Raw genomic sequence first — 17,372 nt, forward strand, 5'->3', positions numbered from 1 at the left:
TGTAGGTGACAATTAGTAAGTGTATTTGGAAGGAGGATAATTCCAATGGAAAAATTTACAAAAGAATCTTTAGCAAAATACGATGGCAAAAATGGTAATCCAGCCTATGTAGCAATCAAAGGCGTTGTATATGATGTTACTGGTAATCCGCACTGGACTGATGGTGAGCACCATGGTAACTTGGCAGGACGCGACTTGACTGTAGCAATAGGACAATCACCTCACGGTGAAAGTGTCTTGGGTAACCTGAAAAAAGTCGGTACTTACGAAGATTAATTAACATAAATAGTAAAAAGCAGGCATATATTTGTATGCCTGCTTTTTTGATGAATAAACTACTTTTCTAAATCTTTTTCTAACAAATTCTTGTCGCTATACAATCATCTACCAATAAAATAGTTTCTTTTAAATATCAGTTGGGCACATCATCTACAGAAAATATGCTATTAACCTCATTTATGTGAGGAATCTTATCCTTTGTCTAACGACTAATTAGTCTAATACCAGACAGTAATGAAAACTTAAAAAATGGCGTTTATTAATTCTGTTCATTATTATGCTGCAAATTTTTAGTTAAATAATGTACAATTTTTGTCTAAGGGAGTGATGCTCATGTTACAAATCCAACCTGTTTCAGCATTAAGAAATTACAATAAAGTCCTTGATAAAGTTAAAAAAGATAATCCAGTTTTTCTCACCAAAAATGGCTATGGCAAATTTGCACTCATAGATATCGAAGAATATGATGAATTTACTACTGCTCTTGAGCTGGTAAACAAAATTAAAAAAGCTGAAAAGTCAAAGCACTATAATTTTGATGAAATCAAAGGAAATTTATTCAGCTGATGTTTTGATTAGAATTACTTTCATTAATTAAGGCGCATCGAATTATGATGCGCTTTTTTATTATTTTGCAAACAATTTTGCTGCCGCCTTGATATTTTCTTGGGCTGGCACAGGAATTCTACCCAGACCATCAAGTCCAACGTTTAGAAGATAATTGATTCCCAGACTATTTAAATGCTTGCGGTAATGAGCAATAGTCAAAGGCGCTTTCCAATTTTGATCGCGGTAAGAAAAGCCCCAATGGATCATCATGCCGTACTGAGCGTTTTTAAACCACTCAATGTTCTCGTTTGCAGTCATACATTTCTCCAATACTAAAGTTACCCTGAAAATACTTAATATTATTAAAAAGTTTAACACTTATTTTGCACATATATTTGGTTTTAACTAAAAAAGAGTTAGCCTTAATATTTAAAGCTAACTCTAAAAATACCTCTTATTTTAAGAAATTTTACGATAAAGCCAAGTAATTTTCTGCATTACGTAAGTCTGCAATCGATAGTTGACCCGGTGCGGAGGTTTGGCCCACTGCCCCAAAGGACAAACTAGAACCAAAAACTTGACCGGCTACCCTGGTAACTTTACCAATATCGCCCATAGCCATAGTAATCAAGGGATTAGAAATTTCTGCATTCATTTCTGTCGTTGCTGCTAAAAGAGTTAAAACATCTGCAGCGCTATGAGGCATGCAGGCTAACTTAGGGACATCTGCACCAAGTTGCGCCATTTTTCGTAAACGAAATTCAATTACGTCTTTAGCTGGCACCTTTTCAAAGTCGTGATTACTCATAATTACTACGACATTGTAGTCATGAGCTAAGTTCACTAAAGATTTTACTCTTTTTTCAGTGTGGAAAAGTTCAATATCAACAGCATCACCAAGTCTATTAGTAACGACATATTCTATTAAATTTAAATATTGATCTTCATCCAGACTGCAAACTCCACCTTCATTTTTAGTGCGAAATGTGACCAAAATAGGCAGTTCGCCCACTTCCTGGCGCAATTTCTTAGCAGTAGTATTTAGCTTGTCAAAGTCATTAACTCCTGCAGCATAATAATCAATACGCCATTCCATTAAATCAGGTTTGGCAGACTTAATCTTTTCAGCTGCAGTCAAAATTTCTTCTGCGGTTGTTCCGACATTAGGGACGGCAATTTTGGGCAGTCCTGCTCCTAAAACAGTATTTCTAATCTTTACAGTAGCCATTAGTCAATCCCTCAACTAATCGTTGTCGTCTGAAAATATAATCTCACGGATATAATCGGTTGGCATCTCTTTACCTGTCCACAGCTTAAATGATGCTGCTCCTTGATCAATCATCATGCCGATACCGTCATAGACATGCTTAACTCCGGCCTCTTGTGCCACTCTCATTAACTTAGTAGTTCTTGGAGAGTAAACCGTGTCAAATACTACCATATCCTGATGGAACCATGATGGATCTGAAACTAACGTCTTATCTTCAAACGGCTTCATTCCGATGCTGGTTGCATCACAGTAAATATCACTTTCTCCAATTGATTGTTTAAATGCTTCCTGATCAGATAATTCAGTAAGAGAAACCTTGCAGTCAGTGTTTTCACGAATAGTTTTAACAGTCTTTTCAGCTTGAGGCCAATTTTTATCTCTAATGTTAAACATTCTAATTTCCTTAGCACCATCTAAAGCTGACTGAACTGCTATCGGTGTTGCAGCACCACCAGCACCCGTTAAAGTCATAATCTTACCTTTAATATCAAAGCCTTCATCTTTAAGTGATTGCACAAAACCGATACCATCAGTGGTGTAGCCTGTCAAAACGCCATGATCGTTCACAATAGTATTAACAGCATCACACATTTTAGCAGCAGGTGATAATTTATCGAGGTATTGAATGACCTCTTTTTTATTAGGCATCGAAACATTGGAACCACGCATATCTAACGTGCGAATAGCGTCAACTGCGCCTTTTAATTTATCGTTGCCAACTTCAAAACAAAGATAGGTGTAATTCAAGCCCAGCTTAGCAAACGCATTATTGTGCATTGTCGGTGACATTGAATGCCGAATAGGATAAGCCATCAAACCAATTAAGTAGGTATGACCATCGAGCCAGCCAGTAATAGGACCATTAACACCAGTAATTTTATTAGTCATCATTTTTCTCCTTTATTAAAATTAAAAATAATTAATCTACGTTAATTTTTAGAGGCGCTAGACACTGCATCAGTTGAAGCAGGTTTAGTCGTGGTCAGTTTTTGATAATTAGTATTATCAGCAGCCTCTGTTCCGGCAACAAAACCTGAAGCATAAGACCAAGAATTCATCATACTTGGCATTGAATCATGACCGTTAGCACCGCCAACAATCTCACCAGCCGCATAGAAATTATCTAGTGCTTTAAAGTCTTGGTCTAAAAGTTGCATACGCTGACTAGTTTCATAGCCACCAAGGGTTGTACAAAAACGTAATTTCTGCTCAATCACAAAGTAGGTCTCGCCTTCATATTTATGCATAAACTGACAAGGGCGACCAAACTCAGGATCATTACCTGCGGCAAAGTATTTATCATAGTCAGTTAAAGTCTTCTTGAGGTTTTCATAATCAATGCCGGCTTTTTGAGCCACTGTCTTTAAGTCTCCGCTAACTAAAATCGGACTCCTCTTGCCATCAAGATCGAAGAAACCTTGCACTTCGTCTTTGCTAAAACCATATTTAAGCAGCAATTCATAAAATCTGTTCCAAGTTCTCTCATCCATTACTACAAAAGCAATTTTATCCTTTTGCTCAGCAATAGCATCCCGAAAGTGAGTGTATGGGGCAGATTCATTTACAATTCGCTTACCACTGGTATTGACAAAAATAGCACCCATGTCTGTCGCTTCTTTTGTTGAATAGGTGGTTAATTTGGCGATACCAGGTTCAACTTCTAAACCATGGGGGTAAACTTTATACCAGTCAAGATTGCGGGAAGCCAAATTCATATTTTTAGCAAAATCAAAATAATCACCAGTAGAAGTCATCGGGCCGTAATAAGGGATATTGGTCTTATGCTTAAGGTAATCACGGGCACCCCAACCGCCAGCTGCCATAACTAAGGACTTAAAGTTTACGGTAACAGTTTCGTGCTTGCCTTCAGCAACTAATGAGACAAGCTGGCCCTGTTTGTTTTTATTAAGTTGTTCCACCCGAGTTTCAAGTAAAATTTTGCCACCCTTTTTGGTAAAGGCATTTGCCACTTTAGAAACTACTTCATAAGAACTTTCAGTGGGCATTTCAATTTGGCGGTCAACAGAATGCTCAATAGTTTGTGTTTCGGCCTTTTGATAGGTTAGGTCCGCAAATTCAGTGATAAAGTCAACTGCTTTACCAATATTTTGCACCAGTAAATTTGAAAGTAAAGGATAATTTGTCCCCCGGCATTCACGGGCAATATCCTGAACTAAAAGCTGCGGAGAATCTTTTTGGGCTTCCTCACCAAATAAAGCAGCCGCTAATTTTGAACCAGTACCAACTACGTTTGAGCCATTTAAAATTGTAGCCCCACCGAGATAACCATTTTTTTCAAGTAAAAGAACATTTTTACCCATTGATAATGCCCGAGAGGCAGCCATTAAGCCAGCCATCCCTGAACCAATTACGGCTACATCTACATCATAAGTTACATCTTGATGTGACTGATCACTAGGCTGAGAAGCAATATTTACACCATTTTCTTTTAAGGCCTTCTTCCCAGAGTCAAGCATGGCTTGCGTCATAATGGAAGCACCGGAAATAGCGTCAACAGCGAAACTTTGATTATTAATAATATTCTTTTTTAATTTACCCACAACCTGGTTGAAGATACCTGGGGTTTCTGCAGTTTTGGTTACATTAATATCGGCAATTCGGTTATTTTCAACTTTAATATCAAAGTCGATCTGACCATTTCTGCCCTCTGCTATTGCTTTAATTGTTTTTTCTGACATAACTCCACCTTCCGTTTTACATTAATTTTTGATGTTGAAATTTTTACTACGACTAATTAAGACAACACATAGAACTACCGAAATGATTGTTATGACTGTAGTTATCCAAAATACCATTAGCGTACTTGTAGCGTTAGCCTTTAATACAAACGCGGCTACAAGCGGTGCCACGAAGTAAACTACGGCTGGAGCAAAACTATAGTATGAAGTAATTTTCCCGTGACTCTGGGGGAAATAAGAAGTCAAAACAGAAAGTCCAACCTGCCATACTCCTCCTGCAGTAAAGAAACCGACAGCCAAAGCACCTATTTCACCAGCTAACAGGGATGGCTTTAAGACCATAAATAGCAGACCAAGAGCAGTGATTGCCGAATATACCATAATTAAATTCAATCTTTTTACCTTAGTAACTAAAGCTGATGTCACAAACACAGATATTAAGGAAGCAATTGAATACCATGATACAAGCTGATTGGCGTTAGCAGCGGGCTCATTTAACACATACTGCCCGTAGTAAGGAGCATAAAGAGAAAAAATATAGAATGTAAAGCAAAGCGTAAAGCCTAAACCAATAATCATCAGGCCATCAACGGCTAACTTAGGCTGATTCTGCTCACTAACACCAGTCTCTTGTTTTTTCTCTGTTGCAGGTGCGGCTTTTGCTTCAGCTTGTGGGGCAAAAGCCGTCTTCATTGTAAATACAACATCCAGTAAAATAATAATGACTAATATTAACGCTGTAATCTTGGGGTTTTTAATTACTTTCACGCAAAATGGAAATACCATTTGCATCACTTGCATTGCAGCTTTAACAAACGAGTTCATTGTAGCTGTTTTATCTGGAAAAGCATCTGCAAGTGCAGGATAACCCGCAGTATCGCCAAATGAATTGGTTGCACCGAAAACCATTGCCGCTAAACCGGCAACCCAAATATTATTGGCAAAAGCAGCACCAAGAAGAAAGATTGCGTCACTTAACAATGCAATTAGCAAAGTCCTTTTGCGACCAATCTTATCTGAAATAGCACCAGCAAATAGAATTGTGAAAATTCTACCCAAGCCCACCATTGCAATTACAAGCGAGACTTGGGTTTCAGTAGCATTCCAAGAATGGGCCAATATTTCCCTATATTGACTAATAAATAAGGTAGCTGCTCCCACAACTGCAAAATGGATATAAACAGAAGCGGCAACACCACTATAACTTTTACCTTTTTTCATAGCTTTACCTTTCAAAATTAAGACTGCTAATATTTCAGAAATAAATATATCTTATTAAAACGGATATGAATAATTATTTCTGACTGCTAAATTATAAAAAATAACTATAATTAGCAGCATTTATACCCTCTATTGTCTTGTTAAACAGATACTTATCAGGTATCTCACAATAGTAAATTGTATATCCATATTGCCAAGGCCGTTCAAAGTTATTTGATAACGCAAAGAAAGTTGCTAGTTTTTTAAGTCCCCTTTGCCCGGAACAACAACTACTAAATAGAGCAATCAACAATAAGCCAAGAATATTAATTTTAGCAATAATAATATAAATAAAACTTGTAAGGGCTTTACAAAAATGAGTATAGTGTTTTTTAATATAAGTATTAAATATAAAAATACTTTTTGAGGTAAGATCATGAATCTAAATCAACTCTACTATTTTTGTGAATTGGCAGATCAAAAGCAATACACTAAAGCAGCAGAAAACTTGTTCATCAGTCAACCGACTCTTTCAATATCGATTAAACAATTGGAAAATGAGCTGCACTGCAAATTGTTTAAACATAATGGACGCTACGTGCAATTAACTGAATATGGGCGCATTTTTTATGATACTGTGACCAAATCACTAAATATTTTAGATAGTGGTAAAAAGAAGATCGAACAGCGTATCAGTCAAGATCAAGGCAACATCCATATTGCCGGCATCCCTACAGCAATTGGGACTATTTTGCCCCACTTAACTAAGCAGTTTCAACAAGAAAGCAATATTTCCCCGCATTTCATCTACCACGATAACCCTTCATATCAGATTTGCGAAGGCATTAAAAATGGTTGGTATGATATCGGAATTTCTTCATTTGTACCTGAATTTAGTTATTTTACTTACATTCCCCTTTACACCGAGGAAATTGTTGCTATCGTTTCAAAGGAAAACGACCTAGCCAAAATAAATGAAATCTCTCCCGCAGAATTGCAAGGTGAGCCAATTATTACTTATTCTAAAAAAATTCAGATTGGTAAAGACATCACCAATGCTCTACTGGCAACCGCATCTGATCTGAGTATCACAAATAGACTGCATGATGAATTGGCGATTGCGGGACAAGTGTTGACCAATGATATTGTCGGCATCGTTGCCAAAACTATTTATTTGAGCGGTTTCGATATTCACATTATCAAACTGGACTTACCTAAAAATACTCGTCAGGTTTATTTAGTTTATGACTCCAATCAGAATTTTTCACCGGGAATTGTTGATTTTATTGACTTTCTTAAAAGCCATAAGCCAGATATTCAAAAAATTGTTGATAATATTCCTGTCAATTAAAATTTCCAAAAATAACGCAACTAATGGAGAAAACGGATAACTATGACTAATTCAATTACCACAAACGCCATACGTGCTCTTTTATACGAAGTCGTAACCGAACCAAAGCCGGGTTTGGTAAATCCTGCAAGTTCCGGCCCGCATCCAGATATGGATATTTACACTTTTATTGACAGCAGCTTAAGTTTAGAATCATATTTTGCTGCCGCTGTTCAAATTGGGCAAAATTTTTCAGCTACTGATTTAACCAAAATGTTTCAGCAATTGCGCAAAAGAGGCATCGTCGCTGAAAAAGAAATGTTTACTGCTACTCATGGTGTCAATACTCATAAAGGAGCAATATTTGCCTTAGGGATCTGTGCTTGTGCCGAAAGTTATTCTGCAGTTAATAACACCGAATTATTTCTCACTATTACCCAGATGTGCCGCGGCCTTGTCCACCATGATCTAGTGGAAAATAACCAGCTGCAAACAGCAGGAGAAAAAGAATTTATACAATATCAAATAGGCGGGGCACGCGCACAAGCTGAACAAGGTTATCCCGTAGTCAGAGAAGTTGCTTTGCCCTTCTTAAAAAACAGTACGGGAACACTACAAGCAAGACTCATTGACACACTAATTAAAATAGCTGCAGTAAGTGTTGATAGCAATTTGATTAAACGAGCTGGCAATTATAGCGTGATTAAATGGCTGCACGCAGGTGCAACAAAATACTTGGCTTTAGGCGGCTATCAGACTTTGGCCGGAAGAAAGCAACTGCAAAAATTATGCCGTGATTGTTTAACACACAATTATAGTTTAGGCGGCTGTGCCGATTTACTGATTGTCACCATTTTTGTAGCTCTTCAAAGAGGATACATATAAAAAAGAAGGCGCTGCCTTCTTCTTTTTTAATAATTGCGTAAATACACATAGTTGATCTCATGACCGGCTGTTTTATGCAAAATAACATTGGCCCTTGACTTAGTAGGCGCGATAAATTCACGCAGGTTAACTAAGTTAACGGTTTGCCAGACCCTTTCCGCCATTTCGACAGCTCGTCTTTTTGGTCCGTTTGCCCAAGAATAATAAAAACTGGCAGGATTATTTTGGTTCATAACCAGCAGATGTACAAAACGTTGCAAGAACCACGTTCTGATCAGTTTTTCATTTGCATCAATATAAATCGAAAAATTAAAAAAATCACTTGTCGCAATCATTTTATTAGGTGGAATTTGCAGGGTATTTATCCCTTCAATAATTAAAATATTAGGATTAGTAATCTTGCCGTAACCGCCAGGAACAATATCTGACAGTTCGTGTGAATATAACGGATAAAACACTTCTTTTTGGCCACTGGCTACATCTGATAAAAAATCTGCTAGCAGTTTCATATTGTAAGATTCGGGGAAGCCTTTACTATCCATCAGTCTTTTTTGCTTTAATTCACGATTGGGATATAAAAAGCCGTCTGTCGTCATCAGTTGTACTGTCAATTTAGGATAAAGGCGTTCGAGCAGGACTTTTAACAAGCGCGATACTGTGGATTTCCCGACGGCAACTGGACCAGAAATACCAATAATAAAGGGTTTATTAACATTATTGGCCCCAATAAAATGGTTCATTGATTGCAGCAGCAATTGTTCGTTATGCACAAACAGGTACAAGTAATGGACCAAGGGAGCATAAATTTCGTTAACATCGCTGGAGTCGACAATATCGCCTAATGAAGTGAGTTCTTTTAACTCATTTTTGCTGATTTTGCTGGTCTTACTCTTTGCCTGGGACCAATCCTGCCGTGAAATTTTAGTAAAGTTTTTCATCATTTATGCTCTTTTCATTATATAGTGCAAAGGCGTAACAACTATAGGTGTGACTATTGCAGTAAAAATCGCTTCGACTAAACCATTCATTCCCAGCGAAACAAGTAAAACTATAAATAGCGGCATCCCTGCCGTGAAATTGCCGATATTTGAGAGCAATATTTGCGGATTTCGCATAAAGAATAAGCTGGCTAAAGTAATGACCAGTCCCGTGTTGGTCAAAGATGTTACAGCCCCATTTAATACATAAACCCACTTTTTGACCGGTAAATTCTTTTGCTGAAAATATTTAGTAATCAAACTAGGGAAAAGTCCTGCCAAGATGCTTGGTACTAAAGAAATTACCGGATTGCGAAACAGCAAGAGACTAACCATATCTCCCGGCTGTGTGTACGCCACCACTAACCTGGTCAAACCCCAAAATAGGCCAAAAACTGTACCATAACAAGGATTAAGTAAACTACCATAAATAGCAACAGTTAACGGAATGGTAGTAATAGCCGGAATCGCTGGCAAAATACGGATGTAGCCAATATTAGGTACAAAGGTTTGTAAAATCAATATCGCCATAAACACAGCAGTAACTGCTAATTTAACTGTATTATCTCTTTTCATACTTTTACTCCATATTGTCTTTGTCATATTTATCATTATTCAGTCTGCCAATAATGGCATCTGCTATTATTGAACATCCACTTTTTTAATGACGTCTGTAGCAAATTGCTATTGGGGACATGCTATTCAATCCCTAAAAATTTGCCCAGCAAATGATTAAATTCTGCCGGTTTTTCAGCCATTATGTCATGACCGGCATCAGTAACAGTGTTGATTTTAATGTGTTGATTGTGCTTTTGCATTTCATTAACGTAGCCGATCCTAAAGTAAGGACTTTTAGTTGAACTGATTGATAGCGCCGGAAAATCGATACTATAAACAGTTTGACGCCAATCTTTTTGAACATGATCAAAAAGCAGTGGCATATTTTCCTCGCGCTTAAAGGGATGCTGCCGTTTAAACGGATATAGTTCAGACCAAACTTGGCTATCAATCCCATTTAGCGTTTCTTTAATATGATCATAATGAGATAGCACTTCTTTAAAATTGTGCTGCGTTAATTCTATCTGGCCGTGAGCCCAGCCATAATGCCATTTTTCGTCATTCAGCATTTTGGGCGTTTGATCAATTGTAATGATCTTAGCTATCTTCAATTCGGGATGATATTTTAAAATGGCCCACACTAAACCTGCACCCATTGAGTGCCCGATTAAAATTATGTCTTTTAAATTCAATCTGGAAATTAATTCGGCAGCTTCATCTGCCAAGTCTGCCATGGTGCTTACTGCAGGTCCTTCTGAACTGCCGTGCCCAGCCAAGTCAAAAGTAATTACTTGGTAGCCGTGTTGGGCTAAGTAAGGCACTTGCCCAGCCCATACCACGTGATTACCGCCAAAGCCATGACAAAAGACCACTGCTTGTCCTTTTCCCGTCACTTCATAATAAATTTTCCTATTAGCAATTTGCATCAACATTTTTTAATTCCTTCTAGCCTTCAATAGAAATTTTTTTATACTTGGAAAAATATTTCAAAAACCAATTTTTAGTGTAATCAACCGCTGGACTCTCAATAGACGTGCTGGTGTTGCAAAGTGAAATCCGCCACGGAAAAGCTGGTTCCATTTCCTTACTTTTGATTTCCTTGTCACTATAATTTTGTCCAATTGGGGCGGCCAAAATGCCCACCAAATTTGCATCTCTTTGTACCAGGTTTAACACCAGGTCCCAAGACACGGTTTGTAAAAAGTAATTAGGTCTCTTGCGGTCCCCTCTGAATCTCTTATTTAGTTGGAAAGTAACCATAAAACTATCAGTTAAAGTCACGATCTTCTCTTTTTCGATTTCAGCAAACGGAATTACCTTGGCACCGATTTGATTAAAACGATGATTAGCGTTAAACCACACGCGAACGCTGCTTTCATAAATCAAATTTTCATAGATGCCCTCAATTGTAGCGGGGGAAACAATTACAGCTAAGTCTATATCCCCTAGTACGAGCATCTTTTGCAAACTATAGCCCCCACATTCAACCAATTTAAGCTCAATTCCAGGATTAGAATTAATGAACGAAATCAGGGCGTCATTAAAAACAATAGAATTAATTACTGGAGCTATGCCAATTTTTACTATTCCATTCTTTTCTTCTGAAAAACGATTTAGTTTTTCCATCATTTCAACGTATTGTTGATATACTTTTCTTGATTCATTTACTAGAGCCTGGCCATAGCGGGTGAGCCCAATAATCCTGCCTTTTTTGTGCTTGAAAACTTTGATGCCCTTCCTAAATTCAATGTCTTTAATTGATTTACTAATTGCTGGTTGAGAAACATGCAAAATTTCCGCACTTTTAGTTAGGTTAAAATTATTATCTACCACTGCAAGCAAGTATTTAATCTGATTAATATCCAAGATAAGCTCTCCTACTTTCATTCACGTTCAGATTTATAAAAAAAGCAGCATTAAATGTATTTTTTCTTAAACCATTTAAAATACTGCTTCTTTTATTAGCTTAACTTAATAAAACTAATTATTATTTTTTATATTCATAAGCGGTTCCTGGAAAATCCTAGAATCCATTTCTTTCAAATCATCACTAATAATTGGTTTGAATTCCATTTGATCAAGAACGTCTTTTTGCAGATCAACACCGGGTGCGATCTCGATTAATTTCAAACCATTTTCGGCTAATTCAAAGACAGCACGTTCAGTGACATACCATACTTTTTGCTTGTTAGCAGAAGCCACTTGCCCTGAAAATGTAACTTGTTGGACTTCCTTAACAAACTTCTTGACCTTACCTTCTTGGATAATGTGCAGCTTGCCGTCTTTAACTTCTTCTTTCAACCCAGCAGCTGTAAAAGTACCAGTAAAGATAATTTTAGGAGTATTTTGCGTAATATCGACAAAGCCGCCGGTACCAGCAATCTTAGGACCAAATTTAGAAACGTTCAAATTGCCTTTGGCATCTGCTTCAGCCAAGCCCAAAAATGTTAAATCAATCCCGCCGCCGTCATAAAAGTCAAACATGTACGGCTCATCAATAATTGATTGTGGGGAAATAGCAGCGCCGAAGTCACCACCACCAAGTGGGGTGCCGCCAAAAGTACCGGGCTCAACGGTAGTCATGATATTATCGGAAAGTCCTTCTTCTTTTAAGACTAACGAACAGGTTTCTGGATACTGCCCAATACCGAAATTAACCACCTGGTCGGTTTTTTCATTAAAGAGCAGAGCAGCTCTACGTGCTATAACCTTTTTACTATCTAGCGGTATATTGATTTCATCTTCGGCTTTAATAACAGCAGAGCTGACAAAGTCGGGGTTATACTGAGTATCTGTTGTTTGCTTAGTCCATTCAGCACTATCAGCTTCTACAACATAATCAACTAATATCCCTGGGATTCTGATATCTTTAGGCTTCATGGAACCACGCTTAAGCACACGTTTAACTTGAACAAAAACCTTGCCGCCATTATTATGAGCAGCCATGGCTATCGCTGTTGCCACTAGGGTAAGCGGCTCATCATCGAACGTAATATTACCATCTTCATCAGCAAATGTGCCCCGTAAAAGAGCAACATTTGGTTTTGGTACTTCATAAGCTAAATAATCTTTGCCGTGAATATTGATCCTGTTGACCAATGTAGCGTTTTTAGCTGCATCATTTAGTCTACCGCCGCTAACCTCAGGGTCGACGAAGGTACCTAAACCTACATTAGTAATCAAAACCGGCTTATGTGCAGCAGCATCCCTAAATATTTGTGACAAAACCCCTTGAGGGAAATTAAAAGCTTCAAAATCATTAGCAGCTGACAATGGTTCAAGCTCTGGTGCTAGTGCCCAGTGTCCACCAACTAAACGATGCAGAAAGCCTTTTTCTGCAAAATTATTTGTCCCCTTAGTTTTGCCGTCGCCTATGCCGGCTGCGTGCCAAACATCCAGTCCTTTAGGATGTCCTTCTTTTTTATAACGTGCTCTCATGCATTCCAAAATTTCTTCTGGAGTATCTGTACCTAAAAACCCATCTAGTGCAATTACTGCATTATCTGGAATTAATTCGGCAGCTTTTTGACTATTAATAAATTGAATTGCCATCAGATTAATCCTCCTAATGAGTCAAAAAATAATTTATTCAATTACAATTAATAAAATGAGTTTATTTAGATTGATGAGAGCACTTTATGTAATCAAAAAATTAATTTTAAAACCAATAACTATCCGAACTATGTCATTCATACATCGTTCCGACACAATAAGGGTAACGCTTACAAGTATAGATTGTGAAATACATAATTTTCACTGTCTATATAACTTTAAGTTATGGTTTTAATCAAAAAAACCTTGCACAAAACTAGTTAAATGCTAGTTAGTGCAAGGTAGTTTGTTATCACATAAATTTCTTTTTACTTAGTAGCCATACATTGCGCTTGACCACTGGTAACAACAACATTATCTTGATTTGTTACAGTAGTATCATACACAACAATAGTGAAGTTCTTTTTAGGAATAAATTCAGTAATCGTACATTTGACAGTCAACACGTCATTTAAGTACACAGGTTTGACAAACTTAAGGGTTTGATCTAGATAAATACAACTTTCTTGTCCCGGAATATGCTCTGCTAAACAGGTAGAAATAAAAGCAGCAGTAATCATTCCGTGCGCAATTCTATGCTTAAATTGGGTCTTTTTGGCAAATTCTTCGTCCATGTGAACTGGATTATGGTCACCACTTAGTTCAGCAAATTGTTGAACCAGTTCATCTGTAACTTGCTTAGTAAAAGTGCCAGATAACCCAATTCTTAACTTTTCTTCAGCTATAATGCTTACCTCTTGTTCTTTCTATAAAATTTCTACGCCTTTTTTAATGACTCTTTGGGCATCATCCATGAGGTCCTGCACAATTTGAGCAGCCGGTTTTGATTCTTTAATCAATCCCGCAACTTCACCAGACATAAAGAAGCTTTCTTTAGGATCGTCTTCTTGAACGCCTTTATAAAGAGCCTTATTCATAGCAGCATTGAAATCATCGCGAGAAACGCCAGTCTTTTCAAGTTCAGTTAACTTAAGTGCTTCTTCATTGGCAATTCCGCGAGTAGCACCACCCTTAATAGACGTACCTACTACTGCAGTTCCAGTATCCGTTGCATCAATTACGGCTTTACGCCAATTTTCACCGACTGGGCTTTCCTTGGCTATGGAGAATATCGTACCGCACTGCACGCCTTCTGCTCCCGCAACAAAGGCTTCAACAACTCCACGACCATCACCAATACCACCAGCAGCAATTAAAGGAATGGAAATTGCATCGGCGATTTGAGGCCATAAAACCATTGAAGTGGTGTTACCAATGTGGCCACCGGCTTCCATACCTTCAACAATCACTGCATCTGCGCCCATTTCTTCCATCTTCTTAGCAATTTTGACATTTGGAATAACAGGCATTACTTTCACACCTGCAGCTTTTAAGTCTGTCATATAAGGTTTTGGAGTACCTGCACCAGTAGTAACAATTTTTACTCCTTCTTCAATTAAAACCTTAACAACATTAGGGGTATTCTTGTCCATCAGCATCAAGTTAACAGCAAAAGGCTTATCAGTAAGTTTCTTGGCTTTTCTAATTGCTTCTCTAACTTGATCTGGTGTTTTTCCCCCGGCAGCTATAATGCCTAAGCCGCCGCCATTTGAAACTGCCGCAGCCAAGTCTGCTGTAGCAACTTCCTGCATGGCACCTTGAACAACTGGATATTTAATACCTAATAATTTTGTAACGCGATTCATATTAATCTCCTTAAAATATTTGATTTTTTAATTTATTTAATAAAAGCAAAGGGAGGCTTTGAGTAATTAATTATTTACCTGAGAATTTTGCATCTCTCTTATCAACAAACGCACTCATTCCTTCTGTTTGATCTTTAGTAGCAAAAGTTTCAGCCCAAATTTGTGATTCCATGTCAATAGCAACATCAAGTGGCAAATCTGCGCCCCGGTCAACAGAATATTTGGCTAGAGCAACTGCAATAGGACCATTCTTCATAACCTGCTTGGCAATTTCACGGGCTTTGTTCATCAATTCTTCCGGCTCAACTAACTCATCAAGTAGACCGATGCGATAAGCTTCATCTGCAGAAATCATTGTAGATGTTGCAATCATTTCCTTAGCTTTTCCGCGACCTACTAGGCGTGTCAGGCGTTGTGTCCCACCAAAGCCGGGAATAATGCCCAAGCCAACTTCGGGTTGACCAAACTTAGCTTTAGCAGAACCGACTCGCATATCGCAAGATGAGGCTAACTCGCAGCCACCACCAAGTGCAAAACCATTGACAGCAGCAATCGTAAATTGAGGTAAATCTTCAATTTCGCCAAAAGACTTATGTGCCAGTTTTGATAACTCAAGTGCTTGCAGTGTGTTCATGTCGCGCATCTGTGATATATCTGCACCGGCAACAAATGATCTGGGACCAGCACCTGTGATTATCAAAACTTTGATTTCATCTTGGTGAGCTTTTACCTCTCTTAAGGCATCCCCAATATCTTGCAGTGTTTCAGAGTTTAAGGCATTCAAAACTTTAGGACGGTTAATGGTCAATGTGCCAATTCCATCTTCAGCTGCCAACAAAACGTTATCATATTTATTAAAACTCATAATTTCCTTGATCCTTTCAAAACATCACACTCATTTTATGCTCTCACGGTCAATTCTTGTGTAAGCGGAAACAATTAGCAAATTAGGCTTGTTTTTTATTTTTTTCAGGATTTGGTAGTAAAAGCTTAAATAATCAAGGATTTAGCATCATTGAAAAAAAGTTATGGTAGAAATAACTTTTGTTAAATTTTGCACAAATTATGTCGTGAAATAGTTTTAAAGGCTTAATGCTTCAGCCTTTTCACTGGCAATAACTAAAAATAATGCTACTGATAACAAATAGTATTAATAGTCATTCAGCTATTTGTGGTAGCGCTTTACATTAGTTTATAGTTTGTGCAAAGTCTAATTAATTAAAGGAGGAAGATTATGACTGGAAGTTGGATGACGCGCTATCTTGCCGAATTTTTGGGGACAGCTGTTTTTATAGTTTTTGGTAACGGATCAGTTGCCAACTCATTTCTCAAGAAAACCACGGCTAATGGCAAAGATGGTCAAGCAAACGGAGGCTGGATTTTTATTGCGCTCGGGTTTGGCTTTGGCGTAATGATACCGGCAATGATGTTTGGCTCAATTTCAGGAAACCATATTAATCCCGCAATTACTATTGCAAAGGCTGCAGCTGGAGTTTTTCCCTGGAGTCATGTTACGCAATATATAATTGCCCAAATGCTCGGCGCTATTGTAGGCCAATTATTGGTTGTTGCTATCTATTGGCCGTACTTTAAAGAAACTACTAATGGAGAAGGGCAAATTTTTTCTTGTTTTGCGACTGGTGAAACACTTAACAATAAGTTGAATGGTTTTATCGCAGAATTTATCGGAACTGCAATTTTAGTATTTACTTGTACTGGAATCTATAGTGGTGTATTCTTCAAACAATCTGTTGATATTGCCAATGTGGGTGTCGGGTTCATCATCATGGCATTAGTAATCGCTGACGGTGGCCCTACTGGCCCAGCGTTAAATCCCGCTAGAGATTTGGGACCTAGAATAGTTCATGCTATTTTGCCTATTCCTAATAAGGGATCTTCAAACTGGGACTACAGTTGGGTACCGGTTATTGCTCCTATTTTAGGCGCACTGGTTGGTATTTTTATTTACAAACTATGTTTTAAAATGTAGTAATTTATATGTATATTAATATTTACTTGCAATAAAAAAATAATAGTTAGCCAGTTAGGTTAACTATTATTTTATAAGCAGAATAGTATTTATTCTTGTTAAACATGTTCAAGCCCTCAAGCCAGGATTAAGCAATTTAATTAGAACCTTTATGAAATTAAAAATTAACCCGAACATCAGATAAAATGATAAACAAAAAAGAGGACCCGTTAGGTCCTCTTTTTGCTGCTCGCTCCGGCTGTCAGACTCGAACTGACGACATCTTGATTAACAGTCAAGCGCTCTACCAACTGAGCTAAGCCGGAATACTAAAAAGCACGGCAGCGTCCTACCCTCGCAGGCAGTCTCCCACCAACTACTCTCGGCGTGAAGAAGCTTAACTGCTGTGTTCGGCATGG

At 37.9% G+C, this 17,372-nt stretch carries 17 protein-coding genes, 1 tRNA gene and 1 pseudogene; 5 read left to right on the plus strand and 14 right to left on the minus strand.

Annotated features, from left to right (window positions below):
* Positions 1 to 45 precede the first annotated feature (45 nt).
* Positions 46 to 276 (plus strand): cytochrome b5 domain-containing protein, encoded by a 231-nt coding sequence (locus H3T47_RS01215; RefSeq protein ID WP_034981697.1) that lies wholly within the window; start codon positions 46 to 48, stop codon positions 274 to 276.
* Positions 277 to 612: 336 nt separating this feature from the next.
* Positions 613 to 846 (plus strand): type II toxin-antitoxin system prevent-host-death family antitoxin, encoded by a 234-nt coding sequence (locus tag H3T47_RS01220; protein ID WP_109917877.1) that lies wholly within the window; start codon positions 613 to 615, stop codon positions 844 to 846.
* Positions 847 to 906: 60 nt separating this feature from the next.
* On the opposite strand, the pseudogene H3T47_RS01225 reads toward H3T47_RS01220, so the two are convergent.
* The 5 genes and pseudogenes from H3T47_RS01225 to H3T47_RS01245 all read right to left on the minus strand — a co-directional run.
* Positions 907 to 1,086, minus strand: a pseudogene (locus H3T47_RS01225) (alpha-L-fucosidase); the annotation flags it as partial.
* Positions 1,087 to 1,297: 211 nt separating this feature from the next.
* Positions 1,298 to 2,056, minus strand: a complete 759-nt coding sequence (aroD, locus tag H3T47_RS01230; protein ID WP_199282269.1) for a type I 3-dehydroquinate dehydratase — start codon at positions 2,054 to 2,056, stop codon at positions 1,298 to 1,300.
* Positions 2,057 to 2,071: 15 nt separating this feature from the next.
* Positions 2,072 to 2,986, minus strand: a complete 915-nt coding sequence (locus H3T47_RS01235; protein WP_046326556.1) for a shikimate dehydrogenase — start codon at positions 2,984 to 2,986, stop codon at positions 2,072 to 2,074.
* 41 nt (positions 2,987 to 3,027) lie between these two features.
* A complete protein-coding gene (locus tag H3T47_RS01240) occupies positions 3,028 to 4,797 on the minus strand; it encodes an FAD-dependent oxidoreductase (protein WP_199282270.1) in 1,770 nt (589 codons plus the stop codon).
* A 21-nt stretch (positions 4,798 to 4,818) separates the two neighbouring features.
* Positions 4,819 to 6,018: an MFS transporter gene (locus H3T47_RS01245; protein ID WP_199282271.1), complete on the minus strand. Its 1,200-nt coding sequence runs from the start codon at positions 6,016 to 6,018 to the stop codon at positions 4,819 to 4,821.
* 415 nt (positions 6,019 to 6,433) lie between these two features.
* Between H3T47_RS01245 and H3T47_RS01250 the strand changes: the two genes are divergently transcribed.
* Together H3T47_RS01250 and H3T47_RS01255 are read left to right on the plus strand one after the other, a co-directional pair.
* On the plus strand, positions 6,434 to 7,348 hold the full coding sequence (locus H3T47_RS01250) for a LysR family transcriptional regulator (protein WP_199282272.1): 915 nt from the start codon (positions 6,434 to 6,436) through the stop codon (positions 7,346 to 7,348).
* Between the two features lie 42 nt (positions 7,349 to 7,390).
* Complete coding sequence (locus H3T47_RS01255; RefSeq protein WP_199282273.1) at positions 7,391 to 8,212, plus strand: triphosphoribosyl-dephospho-CoA synthase; 822 nt, start codon at positions 7,391 to 7,393, stop codon at positions 8,210 to 8,212.
* A gap of 26 nt (positions 8,213 to 8,238) precedes the next feature.
* Here the strand turns inward: H3T47_RS01255 and coaA are convergent, their stop codons facing one another.
* The 8 genes from coaA to H3T47_RS01295 form a co-directional block, all read right to left on the minus strand.
* Entirely contained in the window at positions 8,239 to 9,150 is a 912-nt protein-coding gene (gene coaA / locus H3T47_RS01260) for a type I pantothenate kinase (protein ID WP_046327358.1), read from the minus strand.
* 3 nt (positions 9,151 to 9,153) lie between these two features.
* On the minus strand, positions 9,154 to 9,765 hold the full coding sequence (locus tag H3T47_RS01265) for an ECF transporter S component (RefSeq protein WP_046326552.1): 612 nt from the start codon (positions 9,763 to 9,765) through the stop codon (positions 9,154 to 9,156).
* Between the two features lie 122 nt (positions 9,766 to 9,887).
* A complete protein-coding gene (locus H3T47_RS01270; RefSeq protein WP_199282274.1) occupies positions 9,888 to 10,679 on the minus strand; it encodes an alpha/beta fold hydrolase in 792 nt (263 codons plus the stop codon).
* Positions 10,680 to 10,692: 13 nt separating this feature from the next.
* Positions 10,693 to 11,613, minus strand: coding sequence for a LysR family transcriptional regulator (locus tag H3T47_RS01275; RefSeq protein WP_199282275.1), 921 nt, complete (start codon positions 11,611 to 11,613; stop codon positions 10,693 to 10,695).
* 114 nt (positions 11,614 to 11,727) lie between these two features.
* Positions 11,728 to 13,299: an acyl CoA:acetate/3-ketoacid CoA transferase gene (locus H3T47_RS01280; protein ID WP_199282276.1), complete on the minus strand. Its 1,572-nt coding sequence runs from the start codon at positions 13,297 to 13,299 to the stop codon at positions 11,728 to 11,730.
* Between the two features lie 308 nt (positions 13,300 to 13,607).
* Positions 13,608 to 14,027 (minus strand): MaoC family dehydratase, encoded by a 420-nt coding sequence (locus H3T47_RS01285; RefSeq protein ID WP_082229311.1) that lies wholly within the window; start codon positions 14,025 to 14,027, stop codon positions 13,608 to 13,610.
* An 18-nt stretch (positions 14,028 to 14,045) separates the two neighbouring features.
* Positions 14,046 to 14,984, minus strand: a complete 939-nt coding sequence (locus H3T47_RS01290; protein WP_046326548.1) for a nitronate monooxygenase — start codon at positions 14,982 to 14,984, stop codon at positions 14,046 to 14,048.
* A 70-nt stretch (positions 14,985 to 15,054) separates the two neighbouring features.
* Positions 15,055 to 15,849: an enoyl-CoA hydratase-related protein gene (locus H3T47_RS01295; protein WP_199282277.1), complete on the minus strand. Its 795-nt coding sequence runs from the start codon at positions 15,847 to 15,849 to the stop codon at positions 15,055 to 15,057.
* A gap of 369 nt (positions 15,850 to 16,218) precedes the next feature.
* Here H3T47_RS01295 and H3T47_RS01300 point away from each other — a divergent pair, with 369 nt between their 5' ends.
* Positions 16,219 to 16,974, plus strand: coding sequence for an MIP/aquaporin family protein (locus H3T47_RS01300; RefSeq protein WP_199282278.1), 756 nt, complete (start codon positions 16,219 to 16,221; stop codon positions 16,972 to 16,974).
* Positions 16,975 to 17,206: 232 nt separating this feature from the next.
* Here H3T47_RS01300 and H3T47_RS01305 read toward each other — a convergent pair.
* Positions 17,207 to 17,279, minus strand: a tRNA-Asn gene (locus tag H3T47_RS01305).
* Positions 17,280 to 17,372 lie beyond the last annotated feature (93 nt).

This window comes from Lactobacillus sp. W8093, assembly GCF_016100925.1.
GTDB classification, from domain to species: domain Bacteria; phylum Bacillota; class Bacilli; order Lactobacillales; family Lactobacillaceae; genus Lactobacillus; species Lactobacillus helsingborgensis.

Excerpts from the sequence above, each read along its gene's own strand:
- H3T47_RS01215 (WP_034981697.1), top strand. The coding sequence starts at position 46 with ATGGAAAAATTTACAAAAGAATCTTTAGCAAAATACGATGGCAAAAAT.
- H3T47_RS01220 (WP_109917877.1), top strand. The coding sequence starts at position 613 with ATGTTACAAATCCAACCTGTTTCAGCATTAAGAAATTACAATAAAGTC.
- aroD (WP_199282269.1), bottom strand. The coding sequence starts at position 2,056 with ATGGCTACTGTAAAGATTAGAAATACTGTTTTAGGAGCAGGACTGCCC.
- H3T47_RS01235 (WP_046326556.1), bottom strand. The coding sequence starts at position 2,986 with ATGACTAATAAAATTACTGGTGTTAATGGTCCTATTACTGGCTGGCTC.
- H3T47_RS01240 (WP_199282270.1), bottom strand. The coding sequence starts at position 4,797 with ATGTCAGAAAAAACAATTAAAGCAATAGCAGAGGGCAGAAATGGTCAG.
- H3T47_RS01245 (WP_199282271.1), bottom strand. The coding sequence starts at position 6,018 with ATGAAAAAAGGTAAAAGTTATAGTGGTGTTGCCGCTTCTGTTTATATC.
- H3T47_RS01250 (WP_199282272.1), top strand. The coding sequence starts at position 6,434 with ATGAATCTAAATCAACTCTACTATTTTTGTGAATTGGCAGATCAAAAG.
- H3T47_RS01255 (WP_199282273.1), top strand. The coding sequence starts at position 7,391 with ATGACTAATTCAATTACCACAAACGCCATACGTGCTCTTTTATACGAA.
- coaA (WP_046327358.1), bottom strand. The coding sequence starts at position 9,150 with ATGAAAAACTTTACTAAAATTTCACGGCAGGATTGGTCCCAGGCAAAG.
- H3T47_RS01265 (WP_046326552.1), bottom strand. The coding sequence starts at position 9,765 with ATGAAAAGAGATAATACAGTTAAATTAGCAGTTACTGCTGTGTTTATG.
- H3T47_RS01270 (WP_199282274.1), bottom strand. The coding sequence starts at position 10,679 with ATGTTGATGCAAATTGCTAATAGGAAAATTTATTATGAAGTGACGGGA.
- H3T47_RS01280 (WP_199282276.1), bottom strand. The coding sequence starts at position 13,299 with ATGGCAATTCAATTTATTAATAGTCAAAAAGCTGCCGAATTAATTCCA.
- H3T47_RS01290 (WP_046326548.1), bottom strand. The coding sequence starts at position 14,984 with ATGAATCGCGTTACAAAATTATTAGGTATTAAATATCCAGTTGTTCAA.
- H3T47_RS01295 (WP_199282277.1), bottom strand. The coding sequence starts at position 15,849 with ATGAGTTTTAATAAATATGATAACGTTTTGTTGGCAGCTGAAGATGGA.
- H3T47_RS01300 (WP_199282278.1), top strand. The coding sequence starts at position 16,219 with ATGACTGGAAGTTGGATGACGCGCTATCTTGCCGAATTTTTGGGGACA.